The sequence below is a fragment of the Aquimixticola soesokkakensis genome, from assembly GCF_900172375.1.
In the GTDB taxonomy this organism is placed as follows: domain Bacteria; phylum Pseudomonadota; class Alphaproteobacteria; order Rhodobacterales; family Rhodobacteraceae; genus Aquimixticola; species Aquimixticola soesokkakensis.
In genome coordinates this window covers 1-23554 of sequence record NZ_FWFS01000003.1, presented here as the reverse complement: position 1 = coordinate 23554, position 23554 = coordinate 1, and the positions used below count along the sequence as shown (strand labels likewise).

The following is a 23554-nucleotide window of genomic DNA, read 5'->3' as shown; positions in this document are numbered from 1 at the left end:
ATTAGCGCGGCTTGGGAGCAGGGAAAGCGGATGTTACGCGCAGGGTTTGCGCCACCTGTGGGCGGCTGCGCGTGACCGGACATGCGGCGGGCGAATTGTTTTCAAGATCATGGGACTGATCGGACCATTCGCGCAGCCCCTCATCGCTGAGGTCCGCGCGCTGGGCCGCAATCTGTCGGGCAAGGCGGGCTTCTTCTGCCTTCAGGGCCACCAAACGGTTGCGAATTTCGCTCAGGCGGCGCGGCAGATCAGCGGCAGCGGGCACCTGGGACGGGCTGAGACGGCTGAGCGGCGGGATGGACATATCTTGTGGCATAGGATTCTCCTCGACCCCCTTAGATTGCGGCCAAACCGGTTAATTTTTTCCAAACAAGCGCAGGGATTTCTGCAAAGCGAGGCGCTATGAGCGATGCACGGGGGCTGAAGGTTCTGGAGGCCGGTCACTGGGATAAGGACAGCGCGGCCGGCGTCCTTGATCTGGATTACGAGGCGCGGCTGGTGCGGCGCAAACGGCTGCGATTGCGCGGGGGGGAGGCGGTCTTGCTGGACTTGCCGCAGGTCACCTCGCTGAGCGATGGTGCGGGGCTTGAATTGGACGACGGGCGCTGCATTTTGATCTGCGCGGCCCAAGAACAGGTGCTGGCCGTCAGCGGGCCGGATTTGCTGCGCTATGTCTGGCATATCGGCAACCGCCACACGCCTTGCGAGATGGGCGAGGGGGTGGTTTTTATCAAAGACGACCCTGTGCTCAAGGGGATGCTGGAAGGACTTGGTGCGCAGGTCACGGCGCATTTGCGGGCCTTTCAACCCGAGGGCGGCGCCTATGGTCATGGCCGCACGATGGGGCATGATCACGCGCCTGCCCCCCACAGCCATGCGGCCCACAGCCACGCCTCCCACAGTCACGCGCCCCACAGCCACTCCCATGACTGACGCCGCGCCCTTCAACAGCGACCTGCTGACGCTCACGCAGTGGCTTTCGCCCGCGTTTCCCTTGGGCAGTTTTGCCTATTCCCATGCGTTGGAACTGGCGATTTCTGACGGGTCGGTCGGAGATGGCGCCCAGTTGGCCCGCTGGCTTGAGGACACGCTGCGCTTTGGCGCGGGGCGGATGGACGCGGGGCTTTTGGTCATGGTGTTGCGCGGCGCCAAGGTCGATGACATCGCGGATTTGGCCCGGGCGCTGGCCCCGACGCGCGAACGGTGGGAAGAAACCTTTGCGCAGGGCACTGCATTTGCGCGCACGGTGAGCAGCATGGGGGGCGAAGCGATCCCCGCCATGGCGCTTCCGGTGGCGGTGGGCGTGGCGGCACGGCGCCTGTCGCTGGAGACGCGCGATGTGGCGGCGCTCTATCTGCACAGCTTTACAGCGAACCTTGTGAGCGCGGCGGTGCGCTTTGTGCCCCTGGGTCAAACCGAGGGCCAGCGGGTGCTCTCGGGCTTGCACGATGTGATCGGGGCGGTGGCGTCTGGGGCGCTTGGGGCGACAGCCGACACGCTGACCAGCGCGGCTCTGGCGGCGGATGTGACCGCCGCGCGCCATGAGGAAATGCCGGTGCGGATTTTTAAAACCTGAAGGAATTCAATACTATGGCCTCGAAAAACGGACCTTTGCGCGTGGGCATCGGCGGGCCGGTGGGCGCGGGGAAAACCACCCTGACCGGCGCGCTTGCCAAGGCGCTGTCGCAGGAATTTTCTGTCGCGGTAATCACCAACGACATTTATACACGCGAGGATGCAGAGGCGCTGATGCGTCAGCAAATCCTGCCGATGGAGCGCATTCGCGGTGTCGAAACCGGCGGTTGTCCTCATACGGCAATCCGCGAAGATGCGTCGATCAATCTGGCCGCCGTGGCCGATCTCAGCGCGGCCTTTCCTGATCTGGATGTGATCCTGATTGAAAGCGGCGGCGATAATCTGGCGGCGACATTTTCACCGGAACTGGCCGATTTGACCATCTATGTGATCGATACGGCCGCAGGGCAGGACATCCCGCGCAAGAAAGGTCCCGGTCTGACGCGCTCGGACCTGCTGGTGGTGAACAAGATCGACCTTGCGCCTTATGTCGGCGTGGATGCGGCCCTGCTTGAGGCCGACACCAAGGCGGCGCGCGGCGCGCGGCCCTATGTCATGGGGTCGATCCGCGAGGGGCGCGGCGTGGCCGATGTGGTGGCGTTCCTGCGGCTTGAGGGCGGGTTGTAGCGCCCTCGCTGCGCCCTGGCGGTGCCTAGTCGCGTGTCGGATCTTCGAGCAGCCAGTCCGGCTCGAACCCTTTGGCCGACAGCTCCGTGCGGGCCTGTTGCAACGCGCGGCGATAGCGCGGGGCGTTGCGCCGGGTCAAAACAAAGCGCGCAAGATGCGCGACCAGCGCCGGGCGGTCGCTTTGGCGCAGGGATTTGAGCATCTCGTTGTGGTAGATCGTCTGGCCCTTGCGCCGGCGCAACAGCTTGTTGATCAGCGGCAGGGTCAGCCGGTCATCCATTGCGGCTTTCAGCAGCGGACCGAGAATATCCATGTCGATAAAGGCTTCTTCCAGCCGCTCGCCAAAGAAGCGGCAGGGTTTCAGCGTCACATGCGGGCGCGCAAAGAGGGCGGCGTGCATTGCGTCTTCGGCCACCAAAGGGTCGAAGAACACAAAGGCCGATTGTGCCGCCTCGACCATGTCGGGGGCGAAACCGTAGCGCGAGGAGAAATCCATGGCGCGCGCTTTGGGGTGGCGATGATCCCAGGACGCAAGCAGGGCCGCTTGGGTCGCTTGCGGAGCAAGGGCCACAACGGTGGCCCCGGGGGCGGCTACCGAATAGGCCGCCGCGGCGTAGCCCGCAGCCCCCGAGCCGTAGAACACGACTTTTTGGTAGCGATCAAAAAAATCCTCATCCGTCAGCCGGTCGAGAAACCCGTAGATCGCGCGGTGGCGAAACCAGCTGGGGCGTTGGGTCTGATCGTGGGAAAACAGCGTCAGCTGAGACCAGCCATGCGGATCGGCAAGGGCAAAGCCAAGCGGCAAGCCATCCTCCGAGCGCACCATCATGTCATCGACGCTTTCAAAGGTGACAAGCAGGCAATCGCCCTCGTCGGTGAACACGGCAGAATGATCGGGGCCAAGCGGTTCAAAGAACCCACGGTCCTCGCCCAGTTCCTCGACAGCCGCCAGCCACTCGTCGAATGTCATCTCGGAGGGGTCGGCTGTCAGGGCCTGTTTTGCGTCGCTCATCCGCGCATGCGTTTGGTCGGGCATCAGTTCCGGCATCGGGTTCTCCCATTCATACGCCTGTTCCAAGGTATGGGGCGTTAATGGTTAATGTACTGTTTACCGATGGCGGCGTTCAATGGGGCTCTTTAAGGAATAAATAAGGCAAAGCCCGTTATTGTTGCGCCTTGTTTGACGATGCCGCTTTGGCTCGTCCATTGCGCGCAAAACGGAAAAGGTAGCGTGCGACCTGTTGCGGGACAGGCTGGCTGGGCGGTGTCATTACCAGCCGTCCGAACAGCGCGCGCAGCGGTTCGGATTCCATGAGTTCGCCAAAGCGCGCGTGCCGCCAGGCCACGGCTTTGGTGTGCAAATCCGCCAGAACGGGATCGCTTGCAAGGGCGGTGCGGATCGCGTCGCGCGCGGGGGTGTAGCGCGAAATGCTGTTGTCCTCCTCGACGCACCAGTTGCGCTCGACCCAGTAATCCATCCCGAGGCGGTCAGCGTCATGCACGGCCCGTCCGCGGTCGCATTTCAGGATATAGCTGGCCATCGCCCCCAGCGGATAGTGATTGAGCTGGACCAGCTGGTAGTTGTCGCGGCCAAAGGGGGAAAACAGGCGCTTTGTCAGGAAATCCCCCGACAGGCTGCGCCCGCAGCCGTCAACCCAGCGCGGCACTGCCCCTTTTTGCAAGGCGCGGGGGCGGTGGACGCCCAGTTTGCGATACTGGCCGTCGTTGCGATAAAGGGTTTTGAACATCGACGCGCGCCACGGCCAGTTCATTTCCACGGGCGCTGCGCGGCGGAACTGGTCGGGCACGGGGGTGTCGAGATATTGCGCGACCCCGCCGTTGCCAAACAGGCGCCAGGTCAGCGTGATCGCATCCGCGTCGGGCAGCGCGGCATGCAGCGCGCCCAGCGTGCCGTCGCCGGTGTGGATGTTGACGAATTCATCGACATCCAGCGCCAGAATCCAGTCCACCTCGCGCAGCAGCGGATGTTTGTCGGCCCGCTTGAGCCCAGCAAACTGGATGCCCCCCAAATGCGGCGCAGGGTTGGGCAGATGGGTGATCTCGCCCATCGCATGCAGGCGATCAAGCAGGGCATCGGTGCCATCGTCGCAATCATTCGACAGGACCAGAAAATCGGTAAATCCGACCGCGCGGTGATGCGCAAGCCAGTCCAGCAGAAAGGCCCCTTCGTTGCGCACCGTCAAAACGGCCAGCGTGCGGATGCTCATGGCTCGGCCTTTCCTGCTGCCGTCAGCTTTCCAGATCCAGCGCCAGGGCGAAAGCGACCCGTTCAAGATCGTCGAGCTTGGTTTCGAGCGCCTGTTCGTAGAGGGTTTCGAATTCGGGGTTCTGGTGCAGTTCTGCCGCTTTGGCGCGGTGCCAGTCGACCGCGCGCGCGTGATGGTCGCGCAGCACGTCATCGGCCAGCAGCCTGTCCAACTCAACGCGGGTCCGTTCGATATTGCGCTGGATCGACACATCCTTGTGCTGGTTCCAGTCCATGCGCACCCAGTAGTTGATGCCGATGGAGCGGTCGACATGCAGGGCGCGACCGCGCTGGCGTTTGATCAGATAGCTTTCCGCCGAGCGCAGCGCATAGTGGTTCAGCTGGATCAGGTCGTAGCCTATGGTGCCAAGCCCCGAGCGCCAGCCGTTTTCCTTGACCTCCTCGCCCATGTCCTTGCCCGAACCGTTGACCCATTTGATGTCGGCGGCGCGGGCGGGATCGAGTTTGTTGGGGCGGTGACAGGAAAACTTTTCATAAGCGCCATCGTTGCGAAACATCGTCTTGAACCCCCACACCGTGTGGGGCTTGGGGCAGTATTTGGGCGCGCAGTGATCGAACTGGCCGATCACCAGATCATCGGCAAATTGCGTCACATCGTTGTGCCCAAACAGCCGCCACGTCATGGCCCAGGCGGTCGCGTCGGGCGCGGCGGCAAACAGATCGTCCAGCGTGCCATTGCCGGTGCGGATGTTCATGAATTCGTCGACATCGATATGGGCGATCCAGTCGGCGTTCATGATCACCGGTTCCTTGAGCGACTGGTTCAGCGCATATTGCTGGGGCGAATTGCCCTTCCAGTCGTTGTTGAGGCGGTGCTCGATCACGCCCAGCTCCATCAGACGCCCGAGGATCTCGTCGGTCCCGTCGGAGCAATCATTGGTATAGATCAGGAAATTATCGACCCCGATGGCGCGGTGATAGGCGACCCATTCCAGAATATAGGGGCCTTCGTTTTTCATGCAGCCCACGATGACATTGCCCGTTTTGCCCTTGGGCAGTTCGTGGGGCGTCATCGCGGGGTAGGGGCTTTGGGCGGTGTCTTCCTCGACATGTCCGAGTTTATTGTGGGGGGCAAAGCGGCCCACGGCCAGCTTGGGGTAGTTGTCCTTGGCGAGGGGGGGCAGAAGTTTTTCGGCCACGGGCGACAGTTTGGGCCCCTCCGCGCCATGGGCGGCCAGCGCTTCGATGGCGGCGGCGCGCTTTTCGCGCTCCTCGATGGTGGCCGCGTCGATGCGCGGCAGGAACACGCACATATACTGCGTGGCGCGAAAGCCGCGTTCGGGGTTGGCCTCTGTCCAGTCATCCAGCGGCGCATCGGGCGTCATCGCCTTGGCGCTTAGCGCCGGGTGGGCCTGGACCAAAGCGGCGTTCGAGGCTTTGAAAATGTTGGAAATCGGGGACAGGGCACCGGCTTGCAGCGGCGCACCGCCGATTCCCACTTCGATCAGAAGTTTGCGCCACAGCTGACGCGGGATCAGGCGTTCCTTTGCCAAGGCTTTGGAAAACAACAGATTCATCTGGCGCGCGCGGGTGGCCCATGGCGCGGGGGCGGGGGTTGGCGCGCGGGCGGCGTCGATCTTGCCGATATTCTTGGGCAGATCAAAGGCCGCGCAAACTTCCTGCGCGAGGCTGTCGTCGCCGTAAAATGTTTCGGGGTCGTAGCTGCGAAAGGAAAAGCACCCCGCGCCAAACACATCTTCCCAGCGCTTTTGCAGGCCCGCGTAATCCAGCCAGAAGGCCGGGGCCTGCACTTCGGCGAATTCGTTCATCAAGGGGTTGAGGCGGGGCATCATGTCGATGCATTCCTCGGCCCAATCCTGCGGATCCGCGCCTGCGATCCCCAGCTCAAGCTTGAGTGAGGCGGTGCGCCCTGCGAGCAACTGCTCGAAATAGTGGCGCATCAGCACGCGCGACTGTTCCTCCACATGGGCGACGATGCGGATATCGTCGGAAAACTGGCGCAGGATGTCGTGCAGACGCCCAAGCTCGGACGGGGTGCGCAGCGCCGAGCCGAACTGGTTGGCCGACAGGATCATCGTCGTGGGCGCGGATTTCGCCACTTCGCCCGCCAGCTCCTTGATCACCGCCATGCGCAGATTGGCCTGCAAGGCGGCTGTCGCATAGCCACGGTTCCAGCGCAAAACATCAACGTTTTCAGGGTCCGACACGGCCATATAGAGGCGCGTGTGGTTTTGGCGGCCCGGTTTGATCGGATAGAGAACGCCCTTGCCCGCAAGCTGGTCGCGCTTGGCGTCGAGAAACTTTTGCACCCGCGACACGCCGCAGGTGTCCATGCCGATGTGAAGGTAAATGCGCATGGGTTATCCGTCACTCTCTACAGTATTTTTGGTGTTCGCATTGGCGGTGCCCCACCAGGGCAGGGCAATCCCGCTGAATTGCTCGAGCCGCTCTTTGGCGGTGGCTTCGGCCACGTCGATTTCCAGAAAATCGGGATCATTCGCAAAGACATGGCGCACAAATGTTGCATGGCCCTCGATCCAGCGCGCCAGACCATCGCTGCCTTTGGCAAAGCCTTTGGGCGCGCCGGGAATGTTGGAATGGGGGATGCGCGAGGAACCAAGGTTGTTCCAGCGCAGCATCGAATCCGCATGTTTGACGGGATCGCGGTGGGTAAAGGTGAACTTGACGCTGTGATGTTTGCGCAGCGCGTCGATCAGCCCCCAATCCATCTGCGGCCAGAAATTGCCGGTCTTGGCAAGGGCCGACACTTCGGCAAAAGCGTCAAAACCGCTCAGGTGCTGCAACGGGTCGCCGCTGTCGTAATAGCCCTTGTATAGCAGGCCGCCGATAAAGGGGCGCTCGGGGTCCATCGCTTTGGGCAGACGCCAGTCGGCCACCCTGCGCCCCGCCTCGTTCCAGGCCGTCGCAAGCGTGGTGGTGCCGGATTTGGGCAGGCCAAGATTGAAGAACAGCGTCATGCGTCGATCCCCAGAATCGCCATCAACGCCAATTCGGGCGGGGTGGTTTTGGGCAGCGTTTTCAAACGGGTGGCAAGGGCGGCGTAGTCCTCATCCGCCATCAGGCGGTCGCGGGTGGCGCGATGGGCGGCAACGGATTTGTCATGCAGCGCGCCAATGCCGTCCAGCGCCTTGAGACGCGCGATTTCCGCCTTCAGACGTGGCAGATAGCGCAGGATGCTGTCGTCTTTGAACCCGTCATCGTTGCGCTCGCGCCAGTAGCTGTCGTCGAAATGGCGGTTTTCGCGGTTCACGTCGCCACGGTCGTTTTTCACCAGATAGCTGTCGAGCGACCGCAGCGCGTAGTGGTTGAGGGTGGCGAAATTGCGCGCGCCCTGAGCGGGGAATTTGCGGATGCGGCGTTTGTTCGCGGCGATCAGAAACTTTTGCGGCACGGCCCGACCCGACCCGTCGGTCCACCTTGGCCATTTGTCGGCGGCGAGTTTGTTGTGGCGAAAAAACGGACGGTGCGCGCCGAAATATTGCAACGGAAAATCGTTGCGCATCAGGGTCTTGACCTCAATCGCAAGCTGGTCGGTCCAAATGTCGGGATTGTGCCCGCGCGTGAACTGCTCGATCACTGGGCGGTCTTCGAAGGCCTCGACATCGCAATTGGCCATGAATTGGAAGGTCAGCGAAATGGCGTGGGGGGTGTCACAGGCGGTGATCAATTCGGGGATGGTGCCCTCACCGACGTGAATGTTCAAAAACTCGTCAACATCCGCGATCCAGACCCAATCGGCGGATTTGACCAGCGGATGGCTTTGCGCGGCTTTGAGCGCTTCCATCTGGTAATTGCGCCCCTCGGCGGGGTTGGGCAGGTGGGTCAGCAGGCCCTGCGCGGCAAGCGCGTCCAGCATCTCATCGGTGCCATCCGTGCAATCATTTGAATAAAAAAGAAAATCCGTAACGCCGATCACGCGGTTAAAGGCAATCCATTCCAACAGGAACGGGCCTTCGTTTTTCACGCAGGTGACGGCAGTGATGCGCTTTGGCTGGGCGCCGGATTTAGGGGTGCGGGCCATAAAATGCGTCCTCTTGTGCCGCGACCCCCAAGGCATGGGGGTCTTGGCAATCCCTTGGGATGTGCTGGCGTTTTGCCTTGGGTCGATCCCAAGCAATAGCCGAAAAACGTTACGCAATTATGTGCCAGTAAGGGGACGATAGGTCAACGCGGCGCGGATTGTTTCTTGAAACGCGATCAATCCCGCCGCCACTGTTGCCCGAATGTGTCGCAGATCAGCGCAGGATCAGGCCGATGGCAAGCATGCCGATGCCAAAAATCCCCAACATCAGGCCGCCCAGATTGAGGATCAGCAGGTTTTGCAGTGCTTTGCGGTTTTGGGTCTCTTGGTCGGGCGTGCTGGGGGCGGTGGTGCCGCGGGCTTTGACCTTGGCGGCCAGAATGCCACTGGCAACAAGCGCGACGATGCCGGCCATGGCCACAAGGGCACCGGCCCAGATAAGATAGATCATGCGGTCCTCGCAAAGCTGTTTTTCCCCCGCATAAAGCCTCAAAGGCGGCGAAACAAGCGCGCGCGGCCGCGCATATTGCGCCAAGGGCAGGGGGATGCTTGCGCCACGGCGCGCGCGCCCTTAAAGATCAACGCCACAGAATGCCCCACTTGAGGACCCAAGACCATGGACAGCCCCCGCAGCTATGGCGTTGCCGCCGACGAATTGCGCCAGTTTATCGAGCAGTTTGAAAGCCTTGATATCGAAAAGAAAGACGTTGCCGATCGCCAGAAAGAAGTGATGGCAGAGGCCAAAGGTCGTGGCTACGACACCAAAATCCTGCGCAAGATCATCGCGATGCGCAAACGTTCCAAAGACGATATCGCCGAAGAAGAGGCGGTGCTCGACATGTATCTCGAAGCCCTCGGCATGAGCTGACGCGCCTCTGGCAGGGCCGCTTGGGCGCTGTGGGACGCTTTGTTAGCCGCACAGGCGAAGGGATGCAGGGATGACAGCGGGCTACAGACGCGCGGTTACATCGGCGCTTGCACTGGCCTTTGCATTTTTCGTGACGCTGTTTTTTCTCAGCTTTCCGCCGGTTTTTGCAGGGCTGTGCCCGCGCTGTTTTGGCTTTGTGCCAGCGGGCGACAATATCTTTATCGAGCCGAATGCGGGCGTTGCGCCCGCGCAGGTGCGCGCCGATGTGCGCGCCGCCGTGGCCGCGATCGAGCCTGTCGTGGGCGCCGCCTATGTGCCTGCGCGGGTGCTTGTGTGTTTCACCGAAGGCTGCAACGGGTTGATGGGCGGGACCAGCACCATTGGCATGACCTATGGCACGCGGTTGATCTACCTGCCGCCGCAGGGATACCGGCCCGAAATCATGCGCCACGAGCTGGTCCATGCGGTGCTGCATCAAAAGGTCGGGCTGCGCCGTTCGTTTTCCATTCCCGCTTGGGTGGACGAGGGGCTTGCGGTCTATGTCAGCGCTGATCCGCGCGTTGACCTTGATCCCGCGACCTGCCGGTTCGAGGCGGCGGATCTGGTCGAAAGCAAAGCCGAGCTGCGCCGCCTTGGCCCTGTCAAAGGGCCGCAGGCCTATGGCGCGGCGGGCTGTGCGCTGGCCCATCTGGTGGCCCAAAACGGGCCCTTGGTGATCGCGCAGATTTTGGCAGGGGTGTATCCGTCAAAACCCCGGCGACCCTAGCACGCAGGCGCGCTTACGGCAGCAGCATCTGCACGCCCGGCATCGCCTCGATTTCCTCGAGGTCTTCCTCGTAGTTCGTGGTCAGTTCGGCGACGAGTTCATCGGTCCAGCCGGGCAGGTCGATTTCCTCTTCCATCGCATCCTCCAGCGCATATTTATCCAGAAACGCCGCCAGAATCCGGCGCCGCTGGGTTTCATTCGCGGGGGTATGGGTCTTGAGATAGGTGCGCAGCCGCATCATGCCTTCGTTGCGCATGATCTGGCTGAGGATGTCGAAACCGCCCACCATGCGCAGATCCGCAGAAACCCCCGCGACCGCCTGCATCGCCGCGGGCCAAAGCATCGGCGTGTCCTCGAAGGCCCAGACGGTCAGCGGCACATCGGGGCATGACGTGCGGATATCTGCCACCACATCCGACCAATAGACCGAACGCAGGTCGGTATTGCCGACGAACTCCTCATAGGGGGTGCGCCGCGCGAGCGCATTGGCCGCTGCGGGGATGAAGCTGGCGGGGTTGCGCAGCGAGAGGTGGAATTCCATCGGGTAGTCGGCAAACGTGTTGCGCAGCCACTTCGATTTGAACTCGACGCGGCGATAAAAGCGGTCGCGCTCGAAAATCAGATCGGGGATGCAGATCGTGTTCTCATAGCCCAGCACCAGACGCTCGGGGCGGTCGGGACCGGTGATAGCGTCGATCAGCCTGTCTTGGGCGGCGCGCGGGGCGGGCACGAATTTCGCCTCTTTCATCGCGGCGGGCAGCAGGTCACGATAGCGCAGGGTCGAGGGCACCATCACGCCCTGCTCTTTAAGCACAGCTTTGTTCTTTTGCAGCGAGCGCATGAGCAGGCTGCCATTGGTAAAATGCGCGCCGATATGGACCGAAATGATCATGGTTGGTGAACTATTCGCCCCATCGTTCAAATTTGCGCCAATATAAGGGCATTTCTGGACAGATAAACCACTTAGAGGTAAACGAACCGGAAATGAGCGCTCAGAATTCCCATAGTTTTGCGACACCGGCGGGCGATGCGCAAGCAAATGCCGCCACAGGCAGCCCCAACCGTTTGCACCGGCACGGGGCCAAACGGGTGCGCGGTGTCGATCTGTGGTCTCTGGGGGCGGTGATCATTGCCCTGCTGGTGCTGATGCCTCTTGCGGCTGTGGTCTGGATCGCCTTTCACCCCGACACCAATATCTGGCCGCATCTGCTGTCGACCACCTTGCCGCGCTACCTGCGCACCACGGCAATTCTGGCGGTCTCTGTCGCGACCTTTTCGGCCTGCGTCGGGACGGGGGCGGCATGGTTGCTGACGATGTACCGCTTTCCCTTTGCGCGCACATTGCAATGGCTTTTGCTGCTGCCCATCGCCATTCCTGCCTATGTCGGGGCCTATGCTTTGGTGGATTTCTTTGAATACGCAGGGCCTGTGCAAACCGCCCTGCGCGAGATTTTCGGCTGGACGAGTGCGCGCGACTACTGGTTTCCCCAGATCCGTTCGCTCGGCTCGGCCATCGTGGTGTTGACCGCCGCCCTAAGCCCCTATGTCTTCCTCATGGCGCGTGCGGCCTTTCGCGAACAAAGCGGGTCGATCTATGAGGTGGCGCGGGCGCTGGGCGCCGGGCCCTTTGCGCGCTTTTGGCGTGTTGGCCTGCCGATGGCCCGACCGGCGATTGCCGCAGGCGTGGCGATTGTGATGATGGAAACGGTCGCCGATTTCGGAACGGTGGATTATTTCGCGGTGCAGACCCTGACCACGGGGATTTTTTCTGTCTGGTTGCAGACGGGAAACGCCGGCGGCGCGGCCCAGATCGCGGGTGTGGTTCTGGTGCTGGTTTTTCTGTTGCTGGGGTTGGAAAAAGCCTCGCGCGGGCGGGCAAAGTTCCACCGCTCGGTGCGCCACTCACGCCCCATTTCACCGATCCACCTGACGGGGTGGCGGGCAGGGGCCGCGTTTGTTGCCTGCGTCATTCCCTTTGCGGTGGGCTTTGTGCTGCCGGTTTCGGTGATCGGCTATCACGCGCTCAAAAACGCCGAGCAATGGGGCGATCCGGCGCTGATCACGGCGCTGGTGAATACCCTGACGGTGGGCGGCATTGCCGCCGTGCTGACCGTTGTCGCGGCGCTGTTCATGGTCTACGGCGTGCGCCTGACGGGGCGGGCTTTGCCGCGCTTGTTGTTGCCCGTCACGACCTTGGGCTATGCGGCACCCGGCGCGGTTCTGGGCATCGGATTGCTGTTGCCCATGGCGCGCGCCGACAATGCGATTGCGGATTTCTGGCAGCATCTGACGGGCCACGACATGGGCCTTGTGATGACCGGATCGGCCTTTGCCATCATCTACGCCTATGGTGTGCGCTTTTTCGCCATCGCCCAGGGCGCGGCCGATTCCGCCATGGGGCGCATTGCCCCCTCGCTGCCGATGGCAGCGCGCTCTTTGGGGCAATCGGCCGGGGGCACATTGCGGCGCGTTTATGTGCCGCTGATCCGTGGCTCGGTGGGCACGGCACTGCTGTTGGTGTTCGTGGACTGCGTCAAGGAACTGCCTGCGACCCTGTTGCTGCGCCCTTTCAATTACAACACCCTGGCCACCCGCGTGCATGAAAAAGCCTCCCTCGAACACCTCGGGCAGGCCTCTCCTGCGGCGATTCTGGTGATCTGTGTCGGTCTGGTGGCGGTCGGATTGATGGCCCGCGCCGAAAACGGCACAAGACAAAGCTGAGCGACAAAAACCATCTTGCACGACGTGAGATGAGCAAGTAAACGGACGCCCAGTGCCCCTATAGCTCAGCTGGTAGAGCAACTGATTTGTAATCAGTAGGTCCGCGGTTCGAGTCCGTGTGGGGGCACCATTTCATCCATCACCGCATGTTTTGGGCGCCTCAGGTTTTAGCGCCGCATGTTTCCAGCACTTCGCTGGCGCGCAGGCGGGGTGCGTTCGCGCCACCGCTTTTCAAGCGCGCCGGCCCTGCCGCCGGGCGGGCAGTTCAGCCTTGATAGCCAAGGGCAAGGGAGGCCTCTTGGCTGACGCGGGTCAAAAGGTCGATATACTCCGCGCGGCGTGCTTCATCGTAGCGAAAGAGCGGGAAAGACACGGAAATTGCGGCCACGGGCGTGCCGATGTGGTTGAGGAGGGGCACAGCCAGACACCGCACGCCTTCTTCGGCCTCTTCGATTTCCTCGGCAAACCCCTGTGCGCGGGTCTCGTCCAGAGCGGTGCGAAAACTGTCTGCATCCAGAATGGTGCGGGGCGCTTTGGGGGTGAAGTCGATGCGGCTGATGCGCTCTGCGATCTCTTGGGGTTCGCGCCACGCCAGCAGCGCCTTGCCCAAAGCCGTGCTATGCACCGGATTGCTGGTGCCCACGGCGCTGCGCATCGACAGGGAATAGGCCGATTCTTTCTGGTGGATGTAGAGAACGCGCTGATCGACCTTGTCGAGCATTCCCAGATTGATTGCCTCGCCGGTCGCGCGCGACAGCGCCCCCATGCCGCGATCCGCGATCCGCAGGATCTGGCTCTGGCCCTCCAGTGCGCGGGCGGATTGTGAAAACAGTTTGAGCGTCAGGCGGTATTGCTCGGTTTCGCCGTCCTGTTCGACGTAGCCCAGATCGACCATGGTTTGCAGCAGGCGGTGGGCCGTGCTTTTCGAGGCCATCACCTTTTGCGCGATCTGTGCAAGCGAACTTTCGCCCTCTTCGCACAGCGCCTCGAGCACGCCAAAAACCTTCAGCACCGCAGCGACATTTTCGGTCTTGGGGGCACCCGTTTGGGCACTGGTTTGGCGGGTAGGGGGGGGGGCAGGGGAGTGGGGGGGCTGTGCCATCGAGAACAGGTGCGATCCGTTTTGTGAAACTTGAAAAGCCATTCTGTATTTTTTGACGCCCTTGTCAATCGGGATGCGTTTTCTTTCTAACCTAATGAAATAAAACATAAATATTATTTTACAAAATATCTTGCCGCTAAAAGCTAAATGTGTTTCTTTAGTTTTCGAAACGGCGTTCCGAAAATGCGCCGCCGGCTGGAGGGCCGGATGACTTTGGGGGGAAGACAATGGATCCGTTGCTTGCGCAGAAAACGCATATCGTGAGCCGCAGCGAAACCTGCGCGCTGATCGATCTGCTTAGTGAAAATCTTGTGGCCATCACCGATGAAACAGGTGATTTCCTGCTGCGCCTCGAAGACGGTCGGGTGATCGACACCAAGGGCTGGAAGGGCTGGGAATGGACCCACGGGATCGGGCTTTACGGGCTGCTGAAATACTGGCAACTCACCGGCACGCCCCGCGCGATGGAAATCATCGAGGACTGGTTTGGCGAACGCCTTGCCGAAGGCACGCCCACCAAGAATATCAACACCGTCTCGCCGTTTTTGACCGCTGCGCATCTCTATGAAATGGACCGCGATCCCAAATGGGTGCCCTATCTGGAAACATGGGCCGAATGGATCATGCACGAGATGCCGCGCACCCGCGATGGCGGCCTACAGCACATTGTGTACAACTCGGTGAACCACCAGCAGATGTGGGACGATACGCTGATGATGTCGGTCGTGCCGCTCGCCAAGATCGGGCTGGTTTTGAACCGTCCCGAGTATATCGAAGAAGCCAAATACCAGTTTTTGATCCACGCGCAGTATCTCGCCGACACCAAATCCGGCCTGTGGTTCCATGGCTGGACCTTCGAGGGCAATCACAACTTTGCCGATGCGCTTTGGGCGCGCGGCAATTCCTGGGTGACCATTGTGATCCCGGAGTTCATCGAGCTGCTGGACCTGTCCGAAACCGACCCGCTGCGGCGCCATCTGGTCGCGCTGTTGGGCCGTCAGGCAGAGGCGCTGGCCCAGTGTCAGGATCGCGAAACGGGTCTGTGGCACACGCTGCTTGACGATCCGCATTCCTATCTGGAAACCTCGGCCACCGCCGGTTTCGCCTATGGCCTGCTCAAGGCGGTGCGCAAGCGCTACATCGGGCCCGAATTCGGCCCCGTGGCCGAGCGCGCGTTGCAGGGCGTGATCGACAACATCAGCCCCGAAGGCGAGTTGCAAAACGTGTCCTTCGGCACGGCGATGGGCAGCGATCTGGACTATTACCGCGACATCAAATTGACCTCGATGCCCTATGGGCAAGCCATGGCGATGTTCGCGCTATCGGAATACCTGCGCAGTCACATCTGACGCGCAGGCCAACCTGTTCAGGGCGCGCCCCTGACATCTCACCTGACATCTAAAATTTTTTGGGAGGAAAATCGGATGAAAAAGACACTTCTTTGGACAAGCGTCAGCCTGCTGGCCTTTACGGGCGCCGCGCAAGCGTTGGAGTTGCGCTTTGCCTATGCGCAAAACGCCACGCCCACGGTAGAGGCGATGCAGAAATTCGGCGAGTTGGTGGCGGAAAAAACCGATGGGGAGGTGACGGTCACCTATTTCCCCGACAGCCAACTTGGCGGCGAGCGCGAGCTTTTGGAAATGGTGCAGGGCGGCCTTTTGGACATCACCAAAGTGTCCGGCGGTCTGATGGAAAGCTTCTCGCCCGTCTACGGCGTGTTCGCGATGCCGTATCTATTTGACGGCGAAGAGCATTTCTACGCCGCCATGGACAGCGCCGACGTGACCGACCCGATCTATGGCTCGACCCGGGAGCAGGGCATGGTTGCGCTGACCTACTACAACTCCGGCGCGCGGTCTTTCTACACCAAAGACAAGCCGATCATGTCGGTCGAGGACCTCAAGGGGCTCAAGATCCGCGTGCTGCAATCGCCCACGCTGATCGAAATGGTTGAACTTCTGGGCGGTGCGCCCATCGCGATGAGTCAGGCCGAAGTCTATACCTCGATCCAGCAGGGCGTGCTGGATGGCGCGGAAAACAACGAGTTCGCCATCACGATCGCGCGTCACGGCGAAGTGGCAAAGGAATATTCCTATGACATGCATTCGCGCATTCCCGATGTGCTGATGATCTCGACCGCGACGCTCGACAAGTTGACCGACGATCAGCGCACCGCCATCCAGGAAGCTGCCGCAGAGTCCACCGAGTTCCACAAATCGGTCTGGGGCGCGTCCGTCGATGCCGCCCGCGCACAATCCCAAGAAGAGTTCGGCGTCAACTTCAACTATCCTGACGTGGCGCAATTCCAGGAAGCGGTCGCCCCGATGTATGAAAAGCTGAAAGCAGAGCCGGAAAAATACGCCGCCTACGAGGCGATCCGCGCCCACGCGGAGCAGTAAAATGAAACGGGTGCGCCGCGTCCTGGATGCGCTTCTCGGGGGCGTACTGGCCCTGCTGCTGGGAGGAATGGTCCTTATCCTCGCGTGGCAGGTGATCAGCCGCTATCTGCTTGGCGCACCCTCCACCCTGTCCGAAGAGACCCTGCGGTTCGGGGTGATCTGGATGTCGCTGCTGGGCGCGGCCTATGCCACCGGACAGGGCAGCCATATGGCCGTCGATTTCTTTCGCGACATGAGCCCGCCCAGGGTGAACCGGATGCTGCACTACCTTGTGCCGATCTCGTTCATCGTCTTTGCGGTCTTCGTCCTGATCCTTGGCGGCCTGCGCGGCGTGACCATCGCCAGTGGCCAGCATAGCCCTGTTTTGCGCGTTCCCATGGGGCTGATCTATGCCAGCCTGCCGACCAGCGGCGTGCTGATCGTGCTCTACAGCCTGCTCAATATTGTCGACCTGAAACTGGGCGCGCGCCGCCTGCCTGACGAGCTTGCCCGCGCGCTTGGCGCAGGCGACTGACACCGGAGTTCCCATGGCCATTTCCGCCTCGCTCATTCTTCTGGCCGTCTTTGGCGTGCTGGCCTTTCTGGGCCTGCCGCTGGCGGTCGCTATCGTGGCCGCCGCCCTTGCGGCGGTCAGTCTGGTCGTGCCGCTTGACATGGCGCTGTTCACCTCGGCGCAGAAAATGATGGCGAGCCTCGACAGTTTTTCGCTGCTTGCGGTGCCGTTTTTCATCCTTTCGGGGGTGATCATGAACTCGGGCGGCATCGCGGTGCGGCTGGTCAATCTGGCCAAGCTTCTGGCAGGGCGCATTCCGGGGTCGCTGTCGCAAACCAATATCGCCGGGAACATGCTGTTTGGGGCGATTTCAGGATCTGCTATCGCCGCGTCGACCTCGATTGGCGGGGTTTTGGTGCCGATGCAGGCGCGCGAGGGCTATGATCGCAACTTTGCCGCCGCCGTGAACATCGCCTCTGCCCCCACGGGCATGTTGATCCCGCCCACCACGGCTTTCATCATTTATTCACTGGTCTCTGACGGCACCTCGATTGCTGCGCTGTTTCTGGCGGGCGCGATTGCGGGGCTTTTGTGGGGCATCGGCCTGATGTCCATCACCTCCGTCATCGCGTGGCGCAGAGGCTGGCCCCTGTCGCCGCGCGTCCCCTTCAAAGCCGCGCTGCGCATCGTGGTCGAGGCGATCCCCTCGCTGTTTTTGATCGTCATCGTGATTGGCGGGATTTTGGGGGGCGTGTTTACGGCTGTCGAAGCCTCGGGCATCGCGGTGATTTACACGCTGGCGCTGGCTTTTGTGATCCATCGCACGACGCCGCTGCGCGATCTGGCGAAATTCCTGATCGAAACCGCGATGATCACGGGGACGATCATGTTGTTGCTGGCCGCCTCGGCCGCGCTCAGTTTTGCCATGGCGTTTACCGGAATTCCGGCGGCAGTCACGGCGCTGATCCTCGGGATTTCCGAGAATCCGATCATCGTCTTGCTGGTGATCAACGTGATCCTTCTGGTGGTCGGCTGCTTTATGGACATCGGCCCTGCGATCCTGATTTTCACGCCGATCCTGTTGCCGATCGCGACCAAGATCGGCGTCGATCCGGTGCAATTCGGCGTCATCCTGGTGTTCAACCTCGCCATTGGGACAATCACCCCGCCTGTGGGCACGGGGCTTTTTGTCGGCGCGCAGGTGGCAGGGGTGAAGGTGGAAGGCGCCATCCGCGCGCTGGCGCCCTTCTACCTGATGCTCATCGCCTTGCTGATGGTCGTCACCTATGTGCCCGCGCTCACGATGACGCTGCCCAAACTATTTGGCATGTGACGCGCGCCCCGCGCGGGATTTTTGTGACGCGCGCCCCGCGCGATGGTTGGGACGCGCGCGACGCGCGCCGCGCGACGCCATAGCTGCAATCCGTCCTTCGCGGGCTTGCACCGCTGCCAGACATCAGGATGGCATTTTCTCCACGATCAGGTGCGGTGCGCCATCCGATGTTCTGCGATGGCTGCGCCCTTCCATGTCGAGGGTTCCTCGTATGCGGGAACGCCAGTTCGAAAAGCTCTCAAAGCGAACGGTGTCAACCGGCTGGTCGAGCTTGATGTCCACCTGCCGATGCCCGACAGGCCCCGACAGGGCAGTGATTTTGCCGGTATAGGCCTGGCCGAGGTAAAGTCCGGCGACCCGATCGCCGAGGGCAAGGTCGGCTGGGGCATTGTGACGGGTGAGCCGCGCATGCAGCGTGTTCCAGTCTCGTGCCCCGTGTTGCCGGGCGATCAGTTCGAGGGCCTGCGCATGGCTGACGACAGTGCCTCCGGCTTTCAGTGCCAGCCGCAGAGCCTTTGCCTGCGTCTTGAGCGTATCGAGCGATGGCTGTGTCATGATCCCTCCTTGGGACGCAATGTCGCGGCGGGTGCGTCGCGTATGCGGCCCCGAAACACCATTGTCACAGACACGCAAAACAGAGCGGCATCAGCGACAGGAAATGCAAGCCAAAGGCCTTGAACGCCCAAATGCGCATTCAGCAGGGCAACGAGCGCAGGCGTCAGAACCCAAGGCTTGATCAAGGTCAGAACCGCGGTTCGCAGCGGATGCCCCATGGCCTGGAAATGCAGGGCAACCACAAGGATCGGTCCGGTGACGCCATAGAGCGCTGTCATGGGGCGCATGATCGCCCCAACGGCCGTGATCACCGCCTGATTTTCGCTAAACAGCGCACCGAGCGTTTCGCCCGCCAGCATGCCTGCCAGTGCCACGCACAGGCACCAGAGGAACGCGCAGCCGATGGCAAGCCGCAGCCCTGCGCCCGCGCGGTCCGTTCGGCCTGCGCCGACGTTGTTTCCGGTGATGCTTTGGGTGGTCAGCGCGATGGCCATCTGCGGCAGGAAGGCCAGACCGAGAATGCGCGTCACGATCCCATACGCTGCGACATAGGTTCCATGATCCGCGGCGGTATTGCCGATGGCCAGAAGCACAGTGCTGGCCACGAGCGCCATTCCGACGAAGCTCAGGCTGAGGGGCAGGCCCAGCGACAGGATCTGCCGCCATCCTGTCAGCCAGCTTGCCTGCCAAAGTGCCGCAAGCGGCAACAGAGCGGGATCGCGTTTGCGCAGCCACAAAAGCAGTGTCAGGCCAAGTGCCTGCGCCGCCACCGTCCCGATCGCCGATCCCGCGACGCCGAGATCGAGCAGCACGATCGCGATATAGTTTGCAGCGACGTTCAGCAGGTTCACGATCACCGACAACACCGCGATGTGCCCGGATCGCCCTTCGTTGCGCAGCGCATCGGCATGCAGCCCCAAAGCGAACTGCACAGGCGCCCCAAGGATCAGGATCAGCAGATAGGCTTTTGCGGGTGCTGCGACAGGTTCATTTCCGGCGGCGAGAAACGAAACAATGCCCGGGCCCAGTGTCAGCGCGCCGAGGATTAAACCCGCACTCACAAACAGGGCCAGCCCATGGGCGCCCGCGAAAACCGCCCCCGCCGCGCGCCGCGCCCCCTTGCCCAAGTGCCGGGCCAGAAGGCTCGACATGCCGCCGCCTGTCAGGGTGGTCAGCGCCGTCAACAGCATGACCACCGGAAAGGCCAGACTGACCGCCGCAAGGGCCTGAGCCCCGATAAACCGCCCCACAAAGATCCCGTCCACCACGTTCAGCAGGCCGCTCGTCGACATGACCACGGCCATGGGAAGGGCGTTGGTCAGGAACAATCGTGTGACCGGCAAGGTCAGAAAGGGGTTTTCAATCGTATTGGTAGCGCGTCCGACAGACATCGCTCACTCCTCTTAAGAGGCACTTCGGATCTGGAGGGAGCCTGCATTACCCACCTGCGAAATGCTTCGAGGGTGAGGGGATGTCTTGCTTCGGGCTTCACCGTGACTTGCGTCTGCAGGCGGCAGGTGCCCGGCACCTTGTGGCTTTGTTACAAGCGAACCGACTGAAAGGCAATATGGGACAGGGATGTCACGTTTGCGCCTATTTGCGAAATGCCACACACCAGCAGCGCGTCGCCCTGCGCGGCTGGTGTGGGTTCGATGCTGTTCGCGCGGTCGCAGCACCCGTTGAGAGACGATCCCGAATGCGCCACAGCCCTGTTGCCGCTTTCGGGGCGGCGGGCGCGGGCGCTCAGAAAAAGCATCGAGAAATCTGCGATCATGCCAAAGCCCGATCGAGTTCTGGCGCGCCTCCGGTCATCACAGGGCCTTGGCCTGATTGACCCGCGCCGAGAGCGCTGCGTGGTCCTCGACCCGTTCGGAATAGCGGTCCACCAGATGGTCGCGGATGTCGCGGGTCAGCAGGGTGAATTTCACCAGCTCCTCCATCACATCGACCATGCGGTTGTAATAGGGCGAGGGCTTCATGCGGCCGTTGTCGTCGAATTCGTCCCAGGCTTTGGCGACAGAGGATTGGTTTGGAATGGTCAGGAGCCGCATCCAGCGCCCAAGGATGCGCAGCTGGTTGACCGTGTTGAACGACTGCGAGCCGCCACAGACTTGCATGACCGCCAGCGTCTTTCCCTGCGTTGGTCGCACACCGCCAAGCGACAGCGGGATCCAGTCGATCTGGCTTTTCATGATGCCGGTCATGGCGCCATGCCGTTCGGGCGACGACCAGACCATGCCTTCGCACCAGGTGACCAGATCGCGCAGCTCGGCCACTTTGGGATGATCGGCAGGGGCGCTATCGGGGGCAGGCAGATCGCGTGGATCAAAGATGCGCACCTCGGCCCCGTAGCGGGTGAGAATGCGTCCGGCTTCCTCTGCCGCAAAGCGCGAGAAACTGCGCTCGCGCAGGGAGCCGTAGAGGATCAGGAGGCGCGCCGCGTGGGGGCTGCGCGTGGCGGGAAAAAGCGCCTCCCGGTCAATCGGGGCAAAGGCGGCTTGGGTGATCTGGGGGGGGTCGGTCATGGGCGGGCTCCGGTCTTGTCGATCACCATCTCGCCGTCTTCCTTGCAAAGCGGCCCGGGGGGCAGGTGATCGAGCAGGTCAAAAACGGTCTCGGACGGTCGGCACAGGCGCACCCCCTTCGGGGTGCAGACGATGGGACGGTTCACGAGGACCGGATGCTCCAGCATCGCGTTCAGGATCGTCTCGTCGCTGGTGCCGTCCGCCAGCAACCCCAGTTCCTGCGCCGGAGATTTCGTTTCGCGCAACGCCGCGCGCGGGGTGAGATTGGCGGCGGCAAACAGCGCCAGAAGCTGCGGGCGGGTCCAGCCCTCGGACAGGTAGTCGATCACCACCGGCTCCCCGCCGGCGGCGCGAATGAAGGCCAGCACATTGCGCGAGGTCCCGCAGGCGGGGTTGTGGTGGATCACGATCATGGCTCAGACTCCGGTTTGGGGAAATCGCGCGCGGGTGCGGTTGGCGAAGGCGACCAGCGACAGCATCACGGGCACCTCCACCAGCACCCCCACCACCGTGGCCAGTGCCGCGCCGGAGGTCAGCCCGAAAAGGGATATTGCCACGGCCACCGCCAGTTCAAAGAAGTTCGACGTGCCGATCATGGCACAGGGCGCGGCGATCCTGTGGGGCACCTTCAACAGGTAAGCCGCACCATAGGCCAGCGCAAAGATCCCGTAGCTCTGGATCACGATCGGAACGGCGATCAGCGCGATGATCCCGGGGCGCGACAGGATGGCGTCGCCCTGCAGGCCAAACAGGATCGCGACCGTGGCGACCAGCCCGATCATCGACAGCGGCTTGATCCGCGCGGTGAAAGCGGCGATGGCGGCGTCCGATCTCAGGGCGCGACGCGTCGCGAGGCCTGCGACAAGCGGCAGAACCACGTAAAGCACGGTCGCCAGAACCAGCGTGTTCCAGGGCACGACGATCTCGGTCACGCCAAGCAGCAGCGCAACGATGGGCGCAAAGGCCACCACCATGATCAGGTCGTTCACCGACACCTGCACGAGCGTATAGGTGGCATCGCCGCGGATCAGCTGGCTCCAGACGAAGACCATTGCCGTGCAGGGGGCGGCCCCCAGAAGGATCAGGCCGGCAATGTATTGCGCGCCATCCTCGGGCGCGATCCAGGGCGCGAAGATGTGGTCAAAAAAGAGCACGGCCAGAAAGGCCATCGTAAAGGGCTTGATCAGCCAGTTCACCACCAGCGTGACCAGCAACCCCTTGGGTTGGCGCGCCACCCCTGCGACAGCGCCCAAATCCACGCTCACCATCATCGGATAGACCATCGCCCAGATCAGCACGGCGACGACAAGGTTGATCGACGCCACTTCGGCCGCGGCGATAGCACTGACGAGACCCGGCGCCACAGTGCCGATGGCGAGACCCGCCACCATGGCGAGCGCGACCCAAAGGGTCAGAAGGCGTTCAAAGCGGCCCATCGGGGCGGCATCGTCGGACATGGGGAGGCTCCGGTGTCATGAAATTGTCATTTCGCATATTTGCGAATTGAGTGTTGGGTAGGCCAGTACGGGCTGGCTTGTCAATACGCGTCATTTCGCGTAATCACGAAATATGGACCAACCTTCCGCCATCGACGCGTTCAGCGCCCTTGCCCATGAGACGCGGCTCGAGATATTCCGCCTGCTGGTTCGGCGCGGGCCCAAGGGGACACCGGCGATGGAGGTCGGACGCCTGCTGGACATCAAGCCCTCAACCCTGTCGGGGCACCTGTCCACGCTGAAACGCGCCGGGTTGGTCACCACGCAACGCCACCACCGCGAAATCCAGTACGCGCCGCGGTTCGATGCGGTGAACGGGCTGGTGCAGTTCCTGCTACAGGATTGCTGCGGCGGCGATCAAAGCGCCTGCGCAGGCATTGGCCGGCCAAACGAAGGGCGGATGGCGGGGGAGGGCACAGCGTGCGACCACGCCAAGTAGATGGTCGCAGCGCGGATAACGGGGGACCTGCGCCCTCGGGGTGCTCGTCCATGGGGTGGACTTGCATCACTTCCGTTCCGGTTTTCTGCGAGCAATGCTCGCCATGAAGGAGAGCGGATATGGCACCCAAACATAATGAAGACTTCAAGCGCGAGGCGGTTCGGATCGCGACGCACAGCGGCCTGACACGGCGACAGGTTGCGTCGGACCTTGGGGTTGGTTTTTCGACCTTGGGCAGGTGGATGCGAGAGTACTCGACAGATCCAACAGCAGCTGAGGACGCGGAGTTGCGCCGCGAGAATGAGCGCTTGCGCAAAGAGAACCGTATTCTGCGGGAGGCGCGGGAGGTGTTAAAAAAGGCCGCG

General features: G+C 62.0%; 26 protein-coding genes and 1 tRNA gene. 13 read left to right on the top strand and 14 right to left on the bottom strand.

Going from position 1 to position 23554, the window contains the following annotated elements; all coding sequences use genetic code 11:
• Position 1: 1 nt before the first annotated feature.
• Positions 2-316, bottom strand: a complete 315-nt coding sequence (locus AQS8620_RS04515; RefSeq protein ID WP_085835674.1) for a hypothetical protein — start codon at positions 314-316, stop codon at positions 2-4.
• An 86-nt stretch (positions 317-402) separates the two neighbouring features.
• Here AQS8620_RS04515 and AQS8620_RS04510 point away from each other — a divergent pair, with 86 nt between their 5' ends.
• From AQS8620_RS04510 to ureG, 3 genes are read left to right on the top strand one after another with little or no spacing between them, the layout of a single operon-like run.
• Positions 403-933 (top strand): urease accessory protein UreE, encoded by a 531-nt coding sequence (locus tag AQS8620_RS04510; RefSeq protein WP_085835673.1) that lies wholly within the window; start codon positions 403-405, stop codon positions 931-933.
• Entirely contained in the window at positions 926-1576 is a 651-nt protein-coding gene (locus AQS8620_RS04505; RefSeq protein ID WP_085835672.1) for an urease accessory protein UreF, read from the top strand. The genes AQS8620_RS04510 and AQS8620_RS04505 overlap by 8 nt, the downstream gene beginning before the upstream one ends.
• Positions 1577-1590: 14 nt before the next feature.
• The gene (gene ureG / locus AQS8620_RS04500; protein WP_085835671.1) at positions 1591-2202 is read left to right on the top strand and encodes an urease accessory protein UreG; all 612 of its coding nucleotides are present in this window, start codon (positions 1591-1593) and stop codon (positions 2200-2202) included.
• 25 nt (positions 2203-2227) lie between these two features.
• Here ureG and AQS8620_RS04495 read toward each other — a convergent pair whose 3' ends face one another.
• The 6 genes from AQS8620_RS04495 to AQS8620_RS04470 form a co-directional block, all read right to left on the bottom strand.
• Positions 2228-3250: a hypothetical protein gene (locus AQS8620_RS04495; RefSeq protein ID WP_085835670.1), complete on the bottom strand. Its 1023-nt coding sequence runs from the start codon at positions 3248-3250 to the stop codon at positions 2228-2230.
• Between the two features lie 115 nt (positions 3251-3365).
• Complete coding sequence (locus tag AQS8620_RS04490; RefSeq protein WP_200809599.1) at positions 3366-4424, bottom strand: glycosyltransferase family 2 protein; 1059 nt, start codon at positions 4422-4424, stop codon at positions 3366-3368.
• Between the two features lie 28 nt (positions 4425-4452).
• A complete protein-coding gene (locus AQS8620_RS04485; protein WP_085835668.1) occupies positions 4453-6807 on the bottom strand; it encodes a glycosyltransferase family 2 protein in 2355 nt (784 codons plus the stop codon).
• A gap of 3 nt (positions 6808-6810) precedes the next feature.
• Positions 6811-7428 (bottom strand): hypothetical protein, encoded by a 618-nt coding sequence (locus AQS8620_RS04480; protein ID WP_085835667.1) that lies wholly within the window; start codon positions 7426-7428, stop codon positions 6811-6813.
• Positions 7425-8492, bottom strand: coding sequence for a glycosyltransferase family 2 protein (locus tag AQS8620_RS04475; RefSeq protein WP_085835666.1), 1068 nt, complete (start codon positions 8490-8492; stop codon positions 7425-7427). Before AQS8620_RS04475 ends, AQS8620_RS04480 begins: the two co-directional genes overlap by 4 nt.
• Before the next feature lie 214 nt (positions 8493-8706).
• A complete protein-coding gene (locus tag AQS8620_RS04470) occupies positions 8707-8943 on the bottom strand; it encodes a hypothetical protein (RefSeq protein WP_085835665.1) in 237 nt (78 codons plus the stop codon).
• 165 nt (positions 8944-9108) lie between these two features.
• Between AQS8620_RS04470 and AQS8620_RS04465 the strand changes: the two genes are divergently transcribed.
• On the top strand, positions 9109-9360 hold the full coding sequence (locus AQS8620_RS04465; RefSeq protein ID WP_085835664.1) for a DUF2312 domain-containing protein: 252 nt from the start codon (positions 9109-9111) through the stop codon (positions 9358-9360).
• A gap of 70 nt (positions 9361-9430) precedes the next feature.
• Complete coding sequence (locus tag AQS8620_RS04460) at positions 9431-10126, top strand: hypothetical protein (protein WP_085835663.1); 696 nt, start codon at positions 9431-9433, stop codon at positions 10124-10126.
• A 13-nt stretch (positions 10127-10139) separates the two neighbouring features.
• Here AQS8620_RS04460 and AQS8620_RS04455 read toward each other — a convergent pair whose 3' ends face one another.
• A complete protein-coding gene (locus AQS8620_RS04455) occupies positions 10140-11018 on the bottom strand; it encodes a hypothetical protein (RefSeq protein ID WP_085835662.1) in 879 nt (292 codons plus the stop codon).
• Between the two features lie 254 nt (positions 11019-11272).
• Here AQS8620_RS04455 and AQS8620_RS04450 point away from each other — a divergent pair, with 254 nt between their 5' ends.
• Together AQS8620_RS04450 and AQS8620_RS04445 are read left to right on the top strand one after the other, a co-directional pair.
• Complete coding sequence (locus AQS8620_RS04450; RefSeq protein WP_234990377.1) at positions 11273-12847, top strand: ABC transporter permease; 1575 nt, start codon at positions 11273-11275, stop codon at positions 12845-12847.
• A gap of 54 nt (positions 12848-12901) precedes the next feature.
• A tRNA-Thr gene (locus AQS8620_RS04445) sits at positions 12902-12977 on the top strand.
• 135 nt (positions 12978-13112) lie between these two features.
• Here the strand turns inward: AQS8620_RS04445 and AQS8620_RS04440 are convergent.
• Positions 13113-13991 (bottom strand): IclR family transcriptional regulator domain-containing protein, encoded by an 879-nt coding sequence (locus tag AQS8620_RS04440; protein WP_234990369.1) that lies wholly within the window; start codon positions 13989-13991, stop codon positions 13113-13115.
• A 185-nt stretch (positions 13992-14176) separates the two neighbouring features.
• Between AQS8620_RS04440 and bglB the strand changes: the two genes are divergently transcribed.
• The 4 genes from bglB (at position 14177) to AQS8620_RS04420 (ending at position 18174) form a co-directional block, all read left to right on the top strand.
• A complete protein-coding gene (gene bglB / locus AQS8620_RS04435; protein ID WP_085835660.1) occupies positions 14177-15298 on the top strand; it encodes a beta-galactosidase BglB in 1122 nt (373 codons plus the stop codon).
• Between the two features lie 75 nt (positions 15299-15373).
• Positions 15374-16348 carry a TRAP transporter substrate-binding protein gene (locus AQS8620_RS04430; RefSeq protein ID WP_085835659.1) on the top strand — a complete coding sequence of 325 codons (975 nt, stop codon included), beginning with the start codon at positions 15374-15376 and terminating at the stop codon, positions 16346-16348.
• A 1-nt stretch (position 16349) separates the two neighbouring features.
• Positions 16350-16862 (top strand): TRAP transporter small permease, encoded by a 513-nt coding sequence (locus AQS8620_RS04425; protein ID WP_085835658.1) that lies wholly within the window; start codon positions 16350-16352, stop codon positions 16860-16862.
• A 13-nt stretch (positions 16863-16875) separates the two neighbouring features.
• Complete coding sequence (locus tag AQS8620_RS04420) at positions 16876-18174, top strand: TRAP transporter large permease (protein WP_085835657.1); 1299 nt, start codon at positions 16876-16878, stop codon at positions 18172-18174.
• Positions 18175-18297: 123 nt separating this feature from the next.
• Here AQS8620_RS04420 and AQS8620_RS04415 read toward each other — a convergent pair whose 3' ends face one another.
• From AQS8620_RS04415 to arsB, 5 genes are all read right to left on the bottom strand, one after another.
• On the bottom strand, positions 18298-18729 hold the full coding sequence (locus tag AQS8620_RS04415; protein WP_085835656.1) for a glyoxalase superfamily protein: 432 nt from the start codon (positions 18727-18729) through the stop codon (positions 18298-18300).
• Positions 18726-20120 (bottom strand): MATE family efflux transporter, encoded by a 1395-nt coding sequence (locus AQS8620_RS04410; protein ID WP_085835655.1) that lies wholly within the window; start codon positions 20118-20120, stop codon positions 18726-18728. Before AQS8620_RS04410 ends, AQS8620_RS04415 begins: the two co-directional genes overlap by 4 nt.
• Before the next feature lie 420 nt (positions 20121-20540).
• Positions 20541-21254, bottom strand: a complete 714-nt coding sequence (arsH, locus tag AQS8620_RS04400) for an arsenical resistance protein ArsH (RefSeq protein ID WP_085835653.1) — start codon at positions 21252-21254, stop codon at positions 20541-20543.
• On the bottom strand, positions 21251-21667 hold the full coding sequence (locus AQS8620_RS04395) for an arsenate reductase family protein (protein WP_085835652.1): 417 nt from the start codon (positions 21665-21667) through the stop codon (positions 21251-21253). Before AQS8620_RS04395 ends, arsH begins: the two co-directional genes overlap by 4 nt.
• Before the next feature lie 3 nt (positions 21668-21670).
• The gene (arsB, locus tag AQS8620_RS04390) at positions 21671-22711 is read right to left on the bottom strand and encodes an ACR3 family arsenite efflux transporter (protein ID WP_085835651.1); all 1041 of its coding nucleotides are present in this window, start codon (positions 22709-22711) and stop codon (positions 21671-21673) included.
• 112 nt (positions 22712-22823) lie between these two features.
• On the opposite strand from arsB, the gene AQS8620_RS04385 reads away from it, so the two are divergent.
• Positions 22824-23189: an ArsR/SmtB family transcription factor gene (locus AQS8620_RS04385; protein WP_085835650.1), complete on the top strand. Its 366-nt coding sequence runs from the start codon at positions 22824-22826 to the stop codon at positions 23187-23189.
• 119 nt (positions 23190-23308) lie between these two features.
• On the top strand, positions 23309-23554 hold a 246-nt coding region (locus AQS8620_RS04380), incomplete at its 3' end, for a transposase (RefSeq protein WP_085835877.1).

Excerpts from the sequence above, each read along its gene's own strand:
- AQS8620_RS04515 (WP_085835674.1), bottom strand. The coding sequence starts at position 316 with ATGCCACAAGATATGTCCATCCCGCCGCTCAGCCGTCTCAGCCCGTCC.
- AQS8620_RS04510 (WP_085835673.1), top strand. The coding sequence starts at position 403 with ATGAGCGATGCACGGGGGCTGAAGGTTCTGGAGGCCGGTCACTGGGAT.
- AQS8620_RS04505 (WP_085835672.1), top strand. The coding sequence starts at position 926 with ATGACTGACGCCGCGCCCTTCAACAGCGACCTGCTGACGCTCACGCAG.
- ureG (WP_085835671.1), top strand. The coding sequence starts at position 1,591 with ATGGCCTCGAAAAACGGACCTTTGCGCGTGGGCATCGGCGGGCCGGTG.
- AQS8620_RS04495 (WP_085835670.1), bottom strand. The coding sequence starts at position 3,250 with ATGCCGGAACTGATGCCCGACCAAACGCATGCGCGGATGAGCGACGCA.
- AQS8620_RS04485 (WP_085835668.1), bottom strand. The coding sequence starts at position 6,807 with ATGCGCATTTACCTTCACATCGGCATGGACACCTGCGGCGTGTCGCGG.
- AQS8620_RS04480 (WP_085835667.1), bottom strand. The coding sequence starts at position 7,428 with ATGACGCTGTTCTTCAATCTTGGCCTGCCCAAATCCGGCACCACCACG.
- AQS8620_RS04475 (WP_085835666.1), bottom strand. The coding sequence starts at position 8,492 with ATGGCCCGCACCCCTAAATCCGGCGCCCAGCCAAAGCGCATCACTGCC.
- AQS8620_RS04470 (WP_085835665.1), bottom strand. The coding sequence starts at position 8,943 with ATGATCTATCTTATCTGGGCCGGTGCCCTTGTGGCCATGGCCGGCATC.
- AQS8620_RS04465 (WP_085835664.1), top strand. The coding sequence starts at position 9,109 with ATGGACAGCCCCCGCAGCTATGGCGTTGCCGCCGACGAATTGCGCCAG.
- AQS8620_RS04460 (WP_085835663.1), top strand. The coding sequence starts at position 9,431 with ATGACAGCGGGCTACAGACGCGCGGTTACATCGGCGCTTGCACTGGCC.
- AQS8620_RS04455 (WP_085835662.1), bottom strand. The coding sequence starts at position 11,018 with ATGATCATTTCGGTCCATATCGGCGCGCATTTTACCAATGGCAGCCTG.
- AQS8620_RS04450 (WP_234990377.1), top strand. The coding sequence starts at position 11,273 with ATGCCTCTTGCGGCTGTGGTCTGGATCGCCTTTCACCCCGACACCAAT.
- AQS8620_RS04440 (WP_234990369.1), bottom strand. The coding sequence starts at position 13,991 with ATGGCTTTTCAAGTTTCACAAAACGGATCGCACCTGTTCTCGATGGCA.
- bglB (WP_085835660.1), top strand. The coding sequence starts at position 14,177 with ATGGATCCGTTGCTTGCGCAGAAAACGCATATCGTGAGCCGCAGCGAA.
- AQS8620_RS04430 (WP_085835659.1), top strand. The coding sequence starts at position 15,374 with ATGAAAAAGACACTTCTTTGGACAAGCGTCAGCCTGCTGGCCTTTACG.
- AQS8620_RS04425 (WP_085835658.1), top strand. The coding sequence starts at position 16,350 with ATGAAACGGGTGCGCCGCGTCCTGGATGCGCTTCTCGGGGGCGTACTG.
- AQS8620_RS04420 (WP_085835657.1), top strand. The coding sequence starts at position 16,876 with ATGGCCATTTCCGCCTCGCTCATTCTTCTGGCCGTCTTTGGCGTGCTG.
- AQS8620_RS04415 (WP_085835656.1), bottom strand. The coding sequence starts at position 18,729 with ATGACACAGCCATCGCTCGATACGCTCAAGACGCAGGCAAAGGCTCTG.
- AQS8620_RS04410 (WP_085835655.1), bottom strand. The coding sequence starts at position 20,120 with ATGTCTGTCGGACGCGCTACCAATACGATTGAAAACCCCTTTCTGACC.
- arsH (WP_085835653.1), bottom strand. The coding sequence starts at position 21,254 with ATGACCGACCCCCCCCAGATCACCCAAGCCGCCTTTGCCCCGATTGAC.
- AQS8620_RS04395 (WP_085835652.1), bottom strand. The coding sequence starts at position 21,667 with ATGATCGTGATCCACCACAACCCCGCCTGCGGGACCTCGCGCAATGTG.
- arsB (WP_085835651.1), bottom strand. The coding sequence starts at position 22,711 with ATGTCCGACGATGCCGCCCCGATGGGCCGCTTTGAACGCCTTCTGACC.
- AQS8620_RS04385 (WP_085835650.1), top strand. The coding sequence starts at position 22,824 with ATGGACCAACCTTCCGCCATCGACGCGTTCAGCGCCCTTGCCCATGAG.